The sequence below is a fragment of the Micromonospora sp. WMMD1219 genome, assembly GCF_049315215.1.
GTDB classification, from domain to species: domain Bacteria; phylum Actinomycetota; class Actinomycetes; order Mycobacteriales; family Micromonosporaceae; genus Micromonospora; species Micromonospora tulbaghiae.
In genome coordinates this window covers 1001569-1015949 of sequence record NZ_CP186057.1, presented here as the reverse complement: position 1 = coordinate 1015949, position 14381 = coordinate 1001569, and the positions used below count along the sequence as shown (strand labels likewise).

Here is a 14381-nt window from a genome sequence, read left to right as displayed (position 1 = left end):
GCCCTCCTCGGCAGGCCCGCCGGTGTCGATCCATCGAATAACCGTAAGCGCGAGAAGAGGACGTGAAATGTCGCTTTCAGGCAAGCGCGTGGCCCTGCTGATCGAAGACGAGTACCAGATCCTCGAGGGTTGGTACCCCCTGCTGCGCCTACAGGAGGCTGGCGCGGACGTCCGGGTCATCGGCAGCGGCACGAAGGGCTCGTACGACAGCAAGGAGCACTACCCGATGGCGGTGAACGCCGGTGCGCCGGACGTGTCCGCGGCCGAGTTCGACGCGGTCGTCATCCCCGGTGGGTTCGCCCCCGACAACATGCGGCTGCACCCCGAGATGATCGACCTGGTCCGCGAGGCCTACGAGACGGGCAAGCTCGTCGCCGCGATCTGCCACGGCGGTTGGATGCTCGCCTCGGCCGGTGCGACCAAGGGCCGGAAGATCACCGGCTACCTGCCGATCAAGACCGACGTCGAGAACGCGGGCGGTACCTGGGTCGACCAGCCTGTGGTCGAGGACGGCAACGTCATCACCTCGCGTACGCCGGTCGACCTGCCCCACTTCGGCAAGGCCATCGTCGAGTACCTCGGGCGAGCCTGACCGGCACTGCCACCGAGCGCCCCTTCGGGAGGAGAGAGTTATGGCTTATTCGTCCAAGCCGGAGCCGGTCGACGCCATCGTCGTCGGGCTCGGCGCGACCGGTGGCACCGCGGTCAAGGTGCTGGCCGAGGCTGGCCTGACGGTCGTCGGTTTCGACCGGGGCCCGTGGCTGCGTGCCCACGAGCACTACTCCGGTGACGAGGTCAAGTACGTCAACCGGAACTACCTGTGGCCCGACCCGAAGCTGTTCCCCCGCACCCTGCGCCACGACGAGAACTCGGTCGCCGAGGTGTTCCCGTTTTCGCCGACCCCGCAACTCGTCGGCGGCGGCACGAACCACTGGGCCGGCTGGGTGCCGCGCCCGCGCGAGTCAGACTTCATCCAGCGCTCGCTGCACGGCGACCTCGACGGTGCGAGCCTCGCCGACTGGCCGATCCGGTACGAGCACCTCGAGCCGTACCTGACCAAGGTCGAGTGGGAGTTCGGCGTCTCCGGTGTGGCCGGCGCGGACAAGTACGAGCCTTTCCGCAGCCGCCCGTACCCGAGTGAGCCGCTGCGCCCGACCCGCTTCGGCCGGCGGTTCTACGACGCCGCCAAAAAGATGGGCTTCAACGCGTTCCCGATCCCGCACGCCATGGTCACCAACGGGCACAAGGGTCGCGACCCGTTCAACAAGACCAGCTTCTGGAACCAGTACGGCGACCCGAGCGGCGCCCGGTCGAACACGCTGACCACGTTCATTCCGGAGGCGGTGGCGACCGGCAACTTCGAGTTGCGCTCGGAGTGCTTTGTCCGCGAGATCAAGGTCGGCAAGGACGGCCGAGCCACCGGCGTCGTCTACATCGACCCGGAGGGCCGCGAGGTCGAGCAGGACGCCAAGGTGGTCGTGCTGGGCCTCGGCGCCATCGAGTCGGCCCGCCTGATGCTGATGTCGCGCTCCGCCCAGCACCCCGACGGCCTGGCCAACTCCAGCGGCCTGGTCGGCAAGAACGCAACCTTCCACGAGTACGTGTTCGCCGTCGGCCTGTTCGACAAGGACATCGACGACCCGCTGTACGGCTGGGCCGGTAACTACATCAGCGGCGGCACGTTCGAGTTCTACGAGACCGGGAAGGACCGCGGCCACATCGGCGGCTGCCTGATCTCGGCCTCGCAGACGGTGCACCCGGTCAACTGGGTCTTCCCGGGTCGGCCGAGCTGGGGTGGCGCGCTCAAGGACGCCGACCGCGACTACTTCAACTACGCGATGAAGATCGGCGCGATCCTGCACGACATGCCGCGCGAGTCCAACCGGGTCGACCTCGACCCGACCGTGAAGGACGCCTGGGGCCTGCCGGTCGCCCGGATCACCCACCAGCCGCACGAGAACGACGTGCGGATGAGCAAGTGGCAGGTGGACAAGAACGCCGAGATCCTCGAGGTCGCCGGCGCCCGCAAGACCGTCCCGGTCTACCTCGACCGGATGACTGGCAACACCTGTCACCAGCACGGCACGGCGCGGATGGGCAACGACCCGACGAAGTCGGTGCTGAACGAGTGGTGCCAGACCCACGACATCGACAACCTGTTTGTCGTGGACGGATCGGGCTTCCCGACCTCGACCGGCGTCAACCCGACATTGACCATGATGGCCAACGCCTGGCGCGCGTGCGACTACATTGTCGGCACCTTCGCCAAGGGCCGCGAAGAGCGCATCAGGGTCGCCTAGCCAACGCTGCACGCAAGGATGGAGGACTTGTGACCCTCAAGGCTGACTGGGAGATCGTCGGCTCGCCGATCGACCCCGACTCGAACGAGCGGCTGTTCTTCACCGCGCACGAGTGGGCGACGATCGAGGCCGCGACCGCCCGCATCATCCCGACCGACCACGACCCCGGGGCCCGCGAGGCTCGGGCGGTCGTCTTCATCGACCGCTACCTGTCCGGCATCGACTATGTCTTCGCCGCGGCCGACGGTAGCGGGTTCCTCAAGCTCACGGGCAAGTTCGCCGAGGCGTGGCGGGCCCGCATGTGGGACATGCAGCAGACCTACCGCCAGGGCATCCGCGACCTCGACGAGGTGGCCCGCCAGAGCCACGACGCCGATTTCAAGGACCTGGCCGAGGAGCAGCAGGACGCGGTGCTGGAGACCTTCTCCGGCGCGCCGAAACCGTCGAAGGTCACCTTGGGTACGACGGAGCCGGTGACCACGTTCCTGCAGGGCACGTTCGACGAGGGGATGAGCTTCTTCCCCGCGCTGTGCCTGCACACCAAGCAGGGCTTCTACTGCGACCCGGTCTACGGCGGGAACAAGGATCACATCGGCTGGAAGGTGATCGGCTTCGTCGGCCCGAAATCGTTGAAGGACACGATGGACGGCACGTACGACACGACGCCCTACTTCATGGAGGGCGACTACAGCTGGCAGGATCTGGTCCCGCACCTGCACGACCACCCGTTCCAGCCGGCCGGAGGGTAGTTTCGGAAAATCGCCCTCCATGGACGCTCGGCCGCCCATTTCGCGCCGAGAAAGCCAGTTCGGATGCGGCCCGGGCGTGCTGCCCGGGCCGCCATCCAACAGCCACTGTCAATGTCTGGCACGACGATGGTAGGGTATAGTGATCAGGCCACCTGACCATTGGACTGGACCGTGTTTGCTCGGTGAAGGGGGTCACCAAGATGACCGGCATTGGTCCCGGTGATATCAAGCCCATCCTCCGGCTGAAGGTCGCCGACTCGGTCGCGGCCCAGTTGGAGCAGCTGATCACCCGTGGCGACATCAAGCCCGGTGAGAAGCTGCCGCCCGAGCGGGTACTCGCCGAGCGCTTCGGCGTCGGGCGCAGCTCGATGCGCGAGGCGATCCGCGTGGTGGAGGCCAACGGCCTGCTGCGCACCGACCACGGCCGAGGTGTCTTCGTCGTCAGCGACAAGAAGGCGATGCCGAAGCTCTCCGATCTGCTGGTGTTCGACGACTTCACGGTGCCCGAACTCTTCGAGGTACGGATGTCGCTCGAGCCGGACGCGGCGAGCCTCGCCGCCCGGCGGATCACCGCGCAGGAGGCCGCCAACCTCCAGCGGATCCTGGCCGAGGCGGAGAATCCGCAGCTGAGCGACGACGCGTTCGTCAAGCTCGACGCCGAGCTGCACCGCGCCATCGTCGTGGCCACGAAGAACACGTTGCTGCTGCGGCTGATGGAGAGCATCGAGCCGCTCTTCTTCAAATATTCACACCGGGTCATCGAGCTGCCCGGCCGGCGCGCGCACGCGCACGCCGGGCACGTCGCGATATGCCAGGCGATCATCGGCCACCGGGTGCGGGACGCGCGATCGGCCGCGCTGAGCCACATTCGCGACGTCGAGCGCGACATCGCCGAGCACCTGGAGCGGAGGACGACCGAGCGTCCGTGACGTCAGGCACGAAAGGCACCGTCATCGGCGGCGCCTTTCGTCGCGTCACAGGAGATCCAGCATTTTCTGACGGCGGCCGGCCGGGTTGCCGAACGGACGCCGCAACGGGTCCGGAGCCTTCGGCAGGGCCTCGAACTGGGCCATGTCGTGCCCGGTAACGACGAGCGCGTCCGTCGCTTCGGCCAGCGCGGTGAGCCGGTGCATCGAGTGCACCGCCGCCAGGGTGTCGGTCGCGATGCCTGGCGGTAGGTTGTCGTCGATGCAGCTGACGGTGTTGATCGCGTCGCCGGCCAGGATCACGTTGCCCAGGTCGGGAACGTCCCACAGGACCACCGACTGGTGGCCCGGCGTGTGACCCGGCGTCATCATCAGCTGGATGCCGGGCAGCATGTGCCAGTCCCCGTCGGCGAGCGTCCAGTCCGTCGTGCTGAAGTCGGCCGGCGCATACCCCTTGCCGGCGTGCCCGTCCGGGTTGTGCGCCCATCGGTGCTCCGCGCGCTGTACGACGTGGGCGGCGTGCGGGAAGACGCGTCCGCCGCCGGCGTGGTCGTGGTGCAGGTGCGTGTAGACGACGGCCCGTACGTCCCGTGGCGTAAGCCCCAGCAGCTCCAATTGCTTTGCCGGGTGCTGGTGCGGCGCGGTCCGCGGGCGGGAGGCCGCCGCCAGCTCCGGCCCCCAGGCGGCGACGGGGTCGTCGATGACGCCGGGGTCGTTGCCGGTGTCCACCAGGACGTACCCCGAGGTGGTACCGAGCAGGAACATCTGGACCGGTACGACGATTCGGCTGCCGGCGCCGGAACCGGGCACGACGGAACTCGGTTCCACCTCCAGCACGCCGCCGTCCAGCAGGTGGACCGACGTTACCGACGACTTCATGCCGCCCCCTCGGCGCTGCTGTGCAGGCAGCGGAAGAGTAGTGCCATCGAGGTGGCGCCGGCGTCGACGTGACCACGGCTGCGGTCGCCGAGGTAGCTGCCCCGGCCCATCCTGGCGACCATGTCGGCGGTGGCGTCTCGGCCCTTCTCGGCCGCCGTGGCGGCGCGATCCAGGGCGGTCACGAGGCCGACGGACCGAGTGGCGGGGGACTCCAGCTCGTCGACGGCCGGGTGGAGCGCGTCGACGAGAGTCTTGTCGCCGGGGGAGGAGCCGCCGAGTTCACGGATGCCCGCCACGGCAGAGCCGAGCCCCTGGGTGAGGGCGGCCAGATCGAGCGCGGTCCGGCCCTCGCCGACAGCGCTCAGCCGCAGGAAGAACGTGCCGTACAACGCCCCGCTGGCGCCGCCGACCGAGTTGATCAGGGCCATGCCGACGGCGTCGAGCTGTTCCCGGATGTCACCGAACCGGTTGTCCCGCAACATTTTCCGCACAGCGGCGGTGCCCTGGCTCAGGTTCGAGCCGTGCTCGCCGTCGCCGGTGGCGGAGTCGAGCTCGTTCAGGTGGGCCTCGGCGGCCTCGACCTCGGTGCAGAAGCGCTCCAGCCAGGCCGTCACGGCGTCCTGTGACAATGTCGTGGTCATTTCACGCTCCCCAGCGCAGTGTCGGAGTGTGCACGGGCCGGTCCCAGAGCTCGAGCAGCTCGTCGTCGGCGTGCAACACCGTGAGCAGGGCGCCGTGCGAGTCGAGCGACGTGATGTAGTCGCCGACCAGACTCCGGACGGGCTCGGCGCCGTGCTTGACGAGGCGGTCCCGGACCGCGGCAAAGAGCCCGTACAGCTCGATGGCGGGGGTTGAGCCGAGGCCGCTGAGCAGGACCAGGACGCGGTTGCCCGGCTGCAGTTCCAGCTCGGCGGTGATCCGCTCGAGCATGACGTCGGCGATTTCGTCGACCGAGGGCAGCGGACGGCGTTCGTGGCCGCGGTCGCCGCCGATGCCGACGCCCACCTCGTACTCGCCGTCGGGCAGCTCGAACGTGCGCCGTCCCGTTCTGGGGTGGGTGCAGGGGCTCAGCGCGACGCCGAAGGTGCGGCTGCGCTCGACGACCCGGCGGGCCACAGCGGCGACGTCGTCGAGCGTGCGGCCCTGCTCGGCGGCGGCCCCGGCGATCTTTTCGACCAGCACCGTGGCGCCCAGTCCGCGGCGGCGGGCGGCGAGCTCTGGCGGGAACGACGCGTCGTCGTTGACGAGCACCTTCTCGATCCGGATTCCCTTGCGGCGCAGGATCTCCGCGGCCAGGCCGAAGTTCATCACCTCGCCGCCGAAGTTCTTGATGATGTAGAGAACGCCGCCGCCGTGGTCGGCGCGGACAGTCGCCGCCATGATGGCGTTCGGCACAGGGGAGGAGAACACCTCGCCGGGGCACGCGGCGTCGAGCATCCCCAGCCCGACATAGCCGGCGTGCAGCGGTTCGCAGCCCGAGCCGCCGCCCGAGACGAGACCCACCTTGCCGGGAGCGACCGGTGCGCGACGCACGAGGATGCGGTGCTCCGGGTCGCACTCGATGACGTGGGGATGAGCGGCGGCCAGGCCGCGCAGGTAGTCCGCGACGACCGCCGACGCGTCGCCCATGATCTTCTGCATCTGCCGGTCCCCTTTCCGGGGGGAAGAAACCCAGTCGACCCCTTGACTTTGTGGTCCGGATCTCAGGATATTGGTCCGACCACCCGATCACAAGACCAGTCGGTCGCGGAGAGGAGCAGGAATGAGGGCGCCATCCCCAGTGCCGGTCGAGGCACAGCCGCCCGCGGAGGCTCCGCACCTGCGCATGACGGACATCCACAAGCGCTTCCAAGGCGTCCAAGCCCTCGACGGGGTGAGCCTGCTGGTGCGCAGCGGCGAGATTCACGCCCTGCTCGGTGGCAACGGTGCGGGCAAGTCGACCCTGCTGAACGTGCTGTCCGGCCTCGTCACGCCGGACTCCGGCAGCATCGAGCTGGCCGGTCAGGAGGTGTCCATCGGGCATCCCCGGGAGGCGCAGGCCCTCGGCATCAGCACCATTCACCAGGAACTGTCCACCGTGCCCGACCTGACCGTGCTGGAGAACATCTTCCTCGGCCGGGAAGAGGCGCTCACCGGCAAGGGCTCATTGTTCGTCAACCGCCGGCAGATCGCCCGCCAGATCCAGGATCTCGCCAGCGAGTTCGGCATCACGAAGTCCGAGCTGTGGCGGCCGGTCGGTGACTTCGGTGCCCTGAAGAAGCGGGTCATCGAGATCGTCAAGGCGCTCGCCGTGCCGCCGAAGGTGCTGATCCTCGACGAGCCGACGTCCGGGCTCGAGGAGCACGAGAAGACCCTGCTCTTCGAGCACATGCGCAGCCTGCAGCGCCGCGGTGTAGCCCTGATCTGGGTCACGCACCACCTCGACGAGGTGTTCGGCCTGGCCGACGTGGTGACGGTGATGCGTGACGGGCGCACGATCGCGCGGACCGAGACCGCCGAACTCACCCAGCGCGAGCTGGCCGTGCAGATGTTCGGCGGCGACGCGACCGAGCTGATGGAGGCCGCCGACGCCGTGCCCGCGCGGCAGCGTGTCGACGGGGACGCGCGTCCGCGGCTGCGGGCGCTGAACCTGAGCCGGCACAGGGTGCTCCGGGACATCTCCTTCGACGTGGAGCGCGGCGAGATCCTGGGCATCGCCGGGCTGGCTGGCGCCGGGCGGACCGAGCTGGCGCGAGCTCTGATGGGCCTGGACAAACTCCACTCCGGCCGGATCGAGATCGATGGGAAGCCCCGCCGGATCGGGCACCCCAGGGTGGCGTACAAGGCCGGCTTGGCGATGGTTCCCGAGGACCGCAAGCAGCTCGGGATCCTGCCCGACCTGTCGGTCGCCGAGAACATCTCGGTCTCCGAGCTCCGCTCGGTCACCGCGGGCGGTGTGCTGCGATCGCGGCGGGAGCGGGCACTCGCCGACTCGTACATCAAAGGCCTGGGAATCAAGACGCCCGGACCGGCGGAACCCATCCGCAACCTCAGCGGCGGCAATCAGCAGAAGGCGATCATCGCCCGCTGCCTGCACACCGAGCCGTCGATCCTCATCTTCGACGAGCCGACCCAGGGCATCGACATCCACGCCAAGGCCGAGGTCCACCGCCTCATCCGGGACGTCGCGGAGAAGGGCACCTCGGTCATCGTCATCGCGTCCGAGTTCGCCGAGCTGATCAGCCTGTGCCACCGGGTCGTCGTGATGAACCGCGGAGCGCTCGTCGGCGAGATCTGCGGCATCCCCCAACGAGTGGCGACCGACGGATACGACGCCGTCAAGCACGCCATCATCGACAAGGCATCGAGAGCTGACCGATGAACAACTTCCGCTCCGACGCCGCTCGGTTCCTCGGGATCGAAGGCGTACCCATCCTCCTCGCGTTCACCGCGGTCACCATCGGTTTCGCCCTGGCCGTACCGTCGTTCGCCGACGGTGACTCGGTCAGGTACTACCTCAACGACGAGGTGCCGATCTTCATCATCACCGCCGGACTGGCCCTGGTCATCATCGCCGGCGGGATCGACCTCTCGGTCGGCGCCGTCCTCGGCCTCAGCGCCGGAACCTCGCTGTGGGCGTCGATGCACGGGTTCAACCCACTCGTGTCCATCCTTGTCGGAGTCGGCACCGGGCTGGTCTTTGGCCTGATCAACGGCCTGGTGATCGTCAAGTTCCGGCTCAGCGACTTCATCGTCACACTGGGCACGCTCAACGTCGCGGCTGGCCTGCTCTTGGTGCTCACCGACCACGTCCAGCTGGTCGGCACCCGCGACGAGACCTTCCTCGGCATCGCCGGCTCATCGGTCGGTGGCCTCACCAGCGCCCTGGTCCTCGCCGTCCTCGTCATCGTTGCGCTGCACCTGGTGCTCGTGAAGACCGCGATCGGCCGCCGGATCCGGGCGAGCGGCATGGGCAGCGCACCCGCGCTGGTGGCCGGCCTCGACGTCGGGCGGCTGAAGATCTACGCGTACCTCGTCTCCGGCGGCCTGGCCGGCTTCGGCGGCGTCCTGCTCGCCGCCCGCCTCAACTCCGTCCAGGCCGGCATGGCCGGCGGCTACGAGCTGATCGCGGTCGCCGCGGCCGTGCTCGGCGGAGTGAGCCTGGCTGGCGGTCGCGGCGGAATCTGGCAGGCCGCGCTCGGCGCGCTGCTGCTGGTGACCCTCAAGCAGGGCTTCCGGCTGATGGGCGTCGACCCGCTCATCTTCTCGATCATCACCGGCGTCTGCATCCTCCTCGGCGTGATCGTGGACCGCGGTGCCCGCCGCTTCGCCCTGACCCTGCGCACCCCCCAACCCGTCCAGGCTCCGGCCGGTGAAGTGCAACCGGCGATAAGTAAGGGGCGATGATGACCACCCTCACCCCCGAACGGGTGTCCGCCACCACCAACAAGCGGGTCTCCGCGCTCCGCGTCCGCATCCTCCGCGATCCCTCGTTCGGGATCCTCGCCCTCCTCTTCGTCGTGTGCGTCGTGATGGCGTTCACCGAGCCCACGTTCGCGACAGCCGGCAACCTCACCAACATCATCAACGCGATGATGACCGTGAGCTTCCTGGCGATCGGCATGACCGTGGTGCTCATCGCCGGCGGCCTCGACCTCTCGGTCGGGTCGGTGATGGCCCTCAGCGCCGGCGTGGTGGCCAGCTGCCTCAACAACGGGATGCCGCTGGCCGTCGCGTTCCTCGCCGCGCTGGGCGTCGGCGCCGGCATCGGCCTCGTCAACGGGCTGCTCATCACGAAGCTCGGCATCCCCGACTTCATCGCAACGCTGGCGATGCTCGGCCTGGCCGGCGGGCTCCTGCTCTACTGGACGGCCGGCGTGCCGATTCTCGGCTACATGACCGACGCGTACTACTACATCGGCGGACTGCGTCAGATCGCCGGGCCGATCACCGTACCCATGCTGCTGGTCCTCGCCGTCGGCATCGCGGTCTCGATCCTCCTGCGCCGCACCACCTACGGCGTGAAGTTCTACGCGGTCGGCAGCTCGCCCACCGGCGCGAAGAACGCCGGCATCCGGGTCGACCGCATCAAAATCGCCGCGTACGTGATCAGCGGGCTGATGGCCGCGGTCGCCGGCATCCACATCGCCGGCCGGACGACCACCGTGCCGCCGCTGATCGGCAACGGATACGAGATCAGCGCCATCGCGGCGGCCGTGATCGGCGGCGCCTCCCTCTTCGGCGGCAAGGGCCGGGTGATCGGCGCTCTCGTCGGCGCGCTGACCCTGACGCTGACCCGCAACATCATCAACCTGACCGGCGTCGAGTCGAGCTGGCAGGCGGTAGTCACCGGCCTCGTACTCATCCTCGCCGTCCTGGCGAACCAGGCGTGGAGCGGCATCGCCCGCTCGATCGGCGCCTCCCGCAGCTGAAGTTCCCCACCCCCCCGTCCGCAATGCCACACCGCACCTACAAGGAGATCGTCATGCCCAACTTCGATGGAGTCTCGCGCCGTCGGCTGCTGCGCACCGCGGGGGTGCTCGCCGGGGCCGGCGTCGGCGGATCGCTGATCGCCGCTTGCTCGCCCAACGGCAAGGCAGCACGGTCATCCGGCGGCGGTTCGGCGTCCAGTGAGTCGTTCGACGACGCGATCAAGAAGATCGTCAACGGCAAGGAGATCAAGGTCGGCTTCACCCCGCCGGTCCTCTCCGAGAACTTCACCCAGATCGAGCACGCCGCCTGGCACCGGATGAACGAATACGAGCAGCGGTTCGGCTGCAAGTGGGTGTGGGAGCGGCAGGCGCCGGTCGGCGACTTCAACGCCGTCCAGGGCACCCTCGGCATCGTCCAGTCGTGGGTCTCCCGCAAGTTCGACGCCATCGCGGTCTGCACCGGCGCCAACTTCGCCACCGTGCAGAGCCTGTACCGCGACGCCACCAGCAAGGGCGTGAAGATCTACCAGTTCAACCAGCCGGCCGAGCTCTACCCCGAGGACCAGCTGCAGACCGTCACCAACGTCGGCTACGACAACCGGTGGCAGTCCGGCTACCTGGCCGGCAAGTACATCGCCGAGAAGCTCAAGGGCAAGGGCAACATCCTTCAGATCTGGGGCCCGTCCGGCTCGGACTGGACCCGCGGTCGCAAGATCGGCTTCGACAGGGCGCTCGCCGAGAACCCGGGCATCAAGGTGGTCGGCCAGGCCGACGGCGGTTACGTGCGGGACAAGGGCTTCGCCGCCGCGCAGGACCTGCTGACCAAGAACCGCGACGTGAACGCGATCTACGGCGAGAACGAGGAGATGGCCCTCGGTGCGTCCCAGGCCATCGACACCGCCGGCCTCAAGCACTGGGACGGCACCGACGGCGTCCTCACCATCGGCGCCGACGGGCTGGTCTCCGGCTACAAGCAGATCAAGGCCGGCAAGCTCACCGCCACCGTCGACATCGGCGGCGTCGACCAGGGCCAGAACCTCATCGAGGCGATCTTCGTGACGGCGGTCCTCGGCCAGTCGGTCACCCAGATCATCAACAACCCGACCCAGGTCGTCGACAAGACCAATGTGGACTGGCACCAGAGCTACACCGAGTGGGCTCTCGCGGCACCGAAGAAATACGGCGCCTGACGCGCCGCCCCACCATCCGACAGCAACAGCTACGAGGCGAACAGTGAGTCGAGCATGAAAATCGCAGGCGTTCGGGCATATCCCGTCGGGCTGCCCCTGAAAGAGAAGCTGCGCTGGGGAGCGATGGCGGTGAGCACCAAGGGTGGCATCATCGTCGAGGTCAGCACCAGCGACGGGTCAGTGGGCATCGGCGAGGCCGGCTTCTCGGCCGAGTACTTCCCGACCGTCGGCCCGCTGATCAACGAGCAGCTCGGTCCGATGATCATCGGCCGGGATCCGCGGGACATCGGCGCGCTGTGGCACAGCATGATGCGGGCGACGCACATGTGGGGCCGCCGTGGCGTCGAGACGTACGCACTGAGCGGTATCGACATCGCCCTGTGGGACCTGATGGGCAAGACCGCCGAGCAGCCGGTCCACCGGCTGCTCGGCACGTCGCAGCACTCGGCGCGGGCGTATTTCGCGCCCTCACTGAAGCCGGCCGACCAGGCCGTCGCCGAGGCCAAGGAGGCGGTTGCTGCCGGCTACACGGCGATCAAACTGCGTGTCGACGGCGACCTCCATCGGGCGGTCCACCTCGTGCAGTCGGTGCGCACGGCGGTCGGCGCCGAGATCGAGCTGATGGTGGACGCCAACATGGCGTACGACCGCAGGGGCGCCCTGACCCTGGCCAAGGAACTGCACGACCTCCAGGTGGCCTGGCTGGAGGAGCCGATCATGTCGCACAGCCTGTCGCAGTACGTCACCGGCCACTCGTGGCTGGCCGACCGGGTGGACATCCCACTGGCCGGCGGCGAGTCGCTGCTGACCCGGTACGAGTACATCGACCTCATGTCGAAGCTACCCTTCGACATCATCCAGCCGGATGCCGCCAGCGTGGGCGGCATCTCCGAGCTCAAGCGGATCGCGGACATGGCGGGCGCCTGGAACCTCAAGTGCGTCCCGCACATCGGCTGCTCCTCCGGCACCGGCATCGGCATCTACGCCGGACTACAGGTCATCCTCAGTTGCGACAATGCGCCGCTGATCGAGTTCGACGCGTACGGCGGGCTCGGCTGGGAGGGCTTCCTCGTCGATCCGCCGGTGGTCAAGGACGGCCGGGTCTGGGGGAGCGAGGAACCGGGCATCGGGGCGCGCATCGCCGACGACGCGGACGAGCGCTTCAGCCTCCGGATCGGAGCATGACCGTGACGAACTCTCTTCAGGTCGGTCCGGTGCTACCGGTCCTCGTCATCGAGGACGCCGGCCACGCCGGCGCGCTGGGCGACGCCTTGGTCAAAGGCGGACTCACCTCCGCCGAGGTGACGCTGCGGACCGCGGCCGGGATCGACGCCATCCGGGCCCTCGCGGGTCGCGGGGACCTCGTCGTCGGCGCCGGGACGGTGCTCACCGCCGAGCAGGCCGAGCGTTCCATCGCGGCCGGCGCCCGATTCGTCGTGACCCCGGGCTTCGCGCCCGCCGTGCTCCGCGTCTGCCAGGACGCCGGAGTGCCGGTCTTCCCGGGCGTCGCCACCGCGACCGAGATCCAGATGGCCATCGACGCCGGGCTCGGCGTCGTCAAGTTCTTCCCGGCACAGCAACTCGGCGGCGTCGCGATGATCAAGGCGCTATCGGCGCCGTTCAGCGGGGTGCGGTTCATCCCGACCGGCGGCGTCACCACCGCCCTGATCCCGGATTACCTCGCCCTCCCGGCCATCCTCGCGGCCGGCACGACGGCGGTCGCACCCGCCGACGTCATCGCGGCCCAGCAGTGGGACGAAATCACGATCCGCTCTGAGCGGGCGGTCGCGGCAGCGGGCGGTGCGGCATGAGCGCCGTCAGCCCTCGGCTCAAGACCGACTGCCGGTACGACCTCGTGTCGCTCGGCGAGATCATGCTGCGACTCGATCCCGGCGAGGGTCGCGTTCGTACCGCGCGCACGTTCCAAGTCTGGGAGGGCGGAGGCGAGTACAACGTGGCGCGCGGTCTGCGGCGTTGCTTCGGGCTGCGGACCGCGATCGTCACCGCGTTCGCCGACAACGAGGTCGGCCGGCTCCTCGAGGACCTCGTTCTGCAGGGCGGCGTCGACACCAGCTTCATCACCTGGATTCCCTACGACGGGATCGGCCGGACTGTCCGCAACGGGCTCAACTTCACCGAGCGTGGTTTCGGCGTACGCGGGGCCGTCGGCACCTCGGACCGCGGCCACACCGCAGCCGGGCAGCTCAAGCCGGACGACGTCGACTGGGACCACCTCTTCGGCACACTGGGCGTGCGGTGGCTGCACACCGGCGGCATCTATGCCGCACTGTCGGAGACGGCCGCGCAGACCGTGGAAGCGGCGATGATGGCCGCCCGCCGGTACGGCACGATCGTGTCCTACGACCTGAACTACCGGCCCAGCCTGTGGAAGGCCGTCGGCGGTCAGGACCGTGCACGCGAGGTCAACCGGCGCCTCGCCCGGCTCGTCGACGTGATGATCGGCAACGAGGAGGACTTCACCGCCTGCCTCGGCTTCGCTGTGCCGGACACCGACATCCACAGCGGCTCACTGGACGCCGGCAAGTTCAAGACGATGATCGAGGCGGCGGTCGACCAATACCCCAACTTCAAGGTCGTCGCGACCACGCTGCGTGGCGTACGCAGCGCGACCGTCAACGACTGGGGCGCCGTCGCCTGGGCGGCCGGCGAGTTCGCCGAGGCGACCGACCGTCCCGGCCTGGAGATACTCGACCGGGTCGGCGGGGGCGACAGCTTCGCATCCGGCCTGATCTACGGCCTACTGGAGCGGGACGGCGATCTGGCCCTCGCCGTCGAGTACGGCGCGGCACACGGCGCGTTGGCGATGACCACCCCCGGCGACACGTCGATGGTGGGTGTCGCCGAGGTCGAGGCCCTGATGCGAGGAACTGGTGCCCGCGTCCAGCGCTGAGGGTTCTGCGGGCCG

14 protein-coding genes are annotated in these 14381 nt (G+C 68.8%); 11 read left to right on the top strand and 3 right to left on the bottom strand.

Going from position 1 to position 14381, the window contains the following annotated elements; genetic code table 11:
• The first annotated feature begins 67 nt into the window (after positions 1-67).
• The 4 genes from ACN27C_RS04780 (at position 68) to ACN27C_RS04765 (ending at position 3978) form a co-directional block, all read left to right on the top strand.
• Positions 68-592 (top strand): type 1 glutamine amidotransferase domain-containing protein, encoded by a 525-nt coding sequence (locus ACN27C_RS04780; protein ID WP_120571866.1) that lies wholly within the window; start codon positions 68-70, stop codon positions 590-592.
• Positions 593-632: 40 nt separating this feature from the next.
• Positions 633-2300 carry a GMC family oxidoreductase gene (locus ACN27C_RS04775; protein WP_120571865.1) on the top strand — a complete coding sequence of 556 codons (1668 nt, stop codon included), beginning with the start codon at positions 633-635 and terminating at the stop codon, positions 2298-2300.
• Between the two features lie 29 nt (positions 2301-2329).
• Positions 2330-3049: a gluconate 2-dehydrogenase subunit 3 family protein gene (locus ACN27C_RS04770; RefSeq protein WP_422750544.1), complete on the top strand. Its 720-nt coding sequence runs from the start codon at positions 2330-2332 to the stop codon at positions 3047-3049.
• Positions 3050-3249: 200 nt separating this feature from the next.
• The gene (locus ACN27C_RS04765) at positions 3250-3978 is read left to right on the top strand and encodes a FadR/GntR family transcriptional regulator (protein WP_162959197.1); all 729 of its coding nucleotides are present in this window, start codon (positions 3250-3252) and stop codon (positions 3976-3978) included.
• Positions 3979-4023: 45 nt separating this feature from the next.
• Here the strand turns inward: ACN27C_RS04765 and ACN27C_RS04760 are convergent, their stop codons facing one another.
• Genes ACN27C_RS04760 through ACN27C_RS04750 form a run of 3 tightly spaced genes read right to left on the bottom strand, consistent with a single transcriptional unit; the run spans position 4024 to position 6495 of the window.
• On the bottom strand, positions 4024-4854 hold the full coding sequence (locus ACN27C_RS04760) for an N-acyl homoserine lactonase family protein (protein WP_120571862.1): 831 nt from the start codon (positions 4852-4854) through the stop codon (positions 4024-4026).
• On the bottom strand, positions 4851-5495 hold the full coding sequence (dhaL, locus tag ACN27C_RS04755) for a dihydroxyacetone kinase subunit DhaL (RefSeq protein WP_120571861.1): 645 nt from the start codon (positions 5493-5495) through the stop codon (positions 4851-4853). Before dhaL ends, ACN27C_RS04760 begins: the two co-directional genes overlap by 4 nt.
• Before the next feature lies 1 nt (position 5496).
• Positions 5497-6495 carry a dihydroxyacetone kinase subunit DhaK gene (locus tag ACN27C_RS04750; RefSeq protein WP_120571860.1) on the bottom strand — a complete coding sequence of 333 codons (999 nt, stop codon included), beginning with the start codon at positions 6493-6495 and terminating at the stop codon, positions 5497-5499.
• 184 nt (positions 6496-6679) lie between these two features.
• Here ACN27C_RS04750 and ACN27C_RS04745 point away from each other — a divergent pair, with 184 nt between their 5' ends.
• The 7 genes from ACN27C_RS04745 (at position 6680) to ACN27C_RS04715 (ending at position 14366) form a co-directional block, all read left to right on the top strand.
• On the top strand, positions 6680-8215 hold the full coding sequence (locus tag ACN27C_RS04745; protein ID WP_422750543.1) for a sugar ABC transporter ATP-binding protein: 1536 nt from the start codon (positions 6680-6682) through the stop codon (positions 8213-8215).
• On the top strand, positions 8212-9240 hold the full coding sequence (locus tag ACN27C_RS04740; protein ID WP_422750542.1) for an ABC transporter permease: 1029 nt from the start codon (positions 8212-8214) through the stop codon (positions 9238-9240). The genes ACN27C_RS04745 and ACN27C_RS04740 overlap by 4 nt, the downstream gene beginning before the upstream one ends.
• On the top strand, positions 9240-10265 hold the full coding sequence (locus tag ACN27C_RS04735) for an ABC transporter permease (RefSeq protein WP_422750541.1): 1026 nt from the start codon (positions 9240-9242) through the stop codon (positions 10263-10265). Before ACN27C_RS04740 ends, ACN27C_RS04735 begins: the two co-directional genes overlap by 1 nt.
• Positions 10266-10318: 53 nt before the next feature.
• A complete protein-coding gene (locus ACN27C_RS04730; protein WP_162959194.1) occupies positions 10319-11455 on the top strand; it encodes a sugar ABC transporter substrate-binding protein in 1137 nt (378 codons plus the stop codon).
• 129 nt (positions 11456-11584) lie between these two features.
• The gene (locus tag ACN27C_RS04725; RefSeq protein ID WP_162959193.1) at positions 11585-12640 is read left to right on the top strand and encodes a mandelate racemase/muconate lactonizing enzyme family protein; all 1056 of its coding nucleotides are present in this window, start codon (positions 11585-11587) and stop codon (positions 12638-12640) included.
• Positions 12637-13266 carry a bifunctional 4-hydroxy-2-oxoglutarate aldolase/2-dehydro-3-deoxy-phosphogluconate aldolase gene (eda, locus tag ACN27C_RS04720; protein WP_422750540.1) on the top strand — a complete coding sequence of 210 codons (630 nt, stop codon included), beginning with the start codon at positions 12637-12639 and terminating at the stop codon, positions 13264-13266. The genes ACN27C_RS04725 and eda overlap by 4 nt, the downstream gene beginning before the upstream one ends.
• Positions 13263-14366: a sugar kinase gene (locus tag ACN27C_RS04715; RefSeq protein WP_422750539.1), complete on the top strand. Its 1104-nt coding sequence runs from the start codon at positions 13263-13265 to the stop codon at positions 14364-14366. Before eda ends, ACN27C_RS04715 begins: the two co-directional genes overlap by 4 nt.
• The last annotated feature ends 15 nt before the right edge of the window (positions 14367-14381 follow it).

Coding starts and splice junctions, on each gene's coding strand:
- ACN27C_RS04780 (WP_120571866.1), top strand. CDS start 68: ATGTCGCTTTCAGGCAAGCGCGTGGCCCTGCTGATCGAAGACGAGTAC.
- ACN27C_RS04775 (WP_120571865.1), top strand. CDS start 633: ATGGCTTATTCGTCCAAGCCGGAGCCGGTCGACGCCATCGTCGTCGGG.
- ACN27C_RS04765 (WP_162959197.1), top strand. CDS start 3,250: ATGACCGGCATTGGTCCCGGTGATATCAAGCCCATCCTCCGGCTGAAG.
- ACN27C_RS04760 (WP_120571862.1), bottom strand. CDS start 4,854: ATGAAGTCGTCGGTAACGTCGGTCCACCTGCTGGACGGCGGCGTGCTG.
- dhaL (WP_120571861.1), bottom strand. CDS start 5,495: ATGACCACGACATTGTCACAGGACGCCGTGACGGCCTGGCTGGAGCGC.
- ACN27C_RS04750 (WP_120571860.1), bottom strand. CDS start 6,495: ATGCAGAAGATCATGGGCGACGCGTCGGCGGTCGTCGCGGACTACCTG.
- ACN27C_RS04745 (WP_422750543.1), top strand. CDS start 6,680: ATGACGGACATCCACAAGCGCTTCCAAGGCGTCCAAGCCCTCGACGGG.
- ACN27C_RS04740 (WP_422750542.1), top strand. CDS start 8,212: ATGAACAACTTCCGCTCCGACGCCGCTCGGTTCCTCGGGATCGAAGGC.
- ACN27C_RS04735 (WP_422750541.1), top strand. CDS start 9,240: ATGACCACCCTCACCCCCGAACGGGTGTCCGCCACCACCAACAAGCGG.
- ACN27C_RS04730 (WP_162959194.1), top strand. CDS start 10,319: ATGCCCAACTTCGATGGAGTCTCGCGCCGTCGGCTGCTGCGCACCGCG.
- eda (WP_422750540.1), top strand. CDS start 12,637: ATGACCGTGACGAACTCTCTTCAGGTCGGTCCGGTGCTACCGGTCCTC.
- ACN27C_RS04715 (WP_422750539.1), top strand. CDS start 13,263: ATGAGCGCCGTCAGCCCTCGGCTCAAGACCGACTGCCGGTACGACCTC.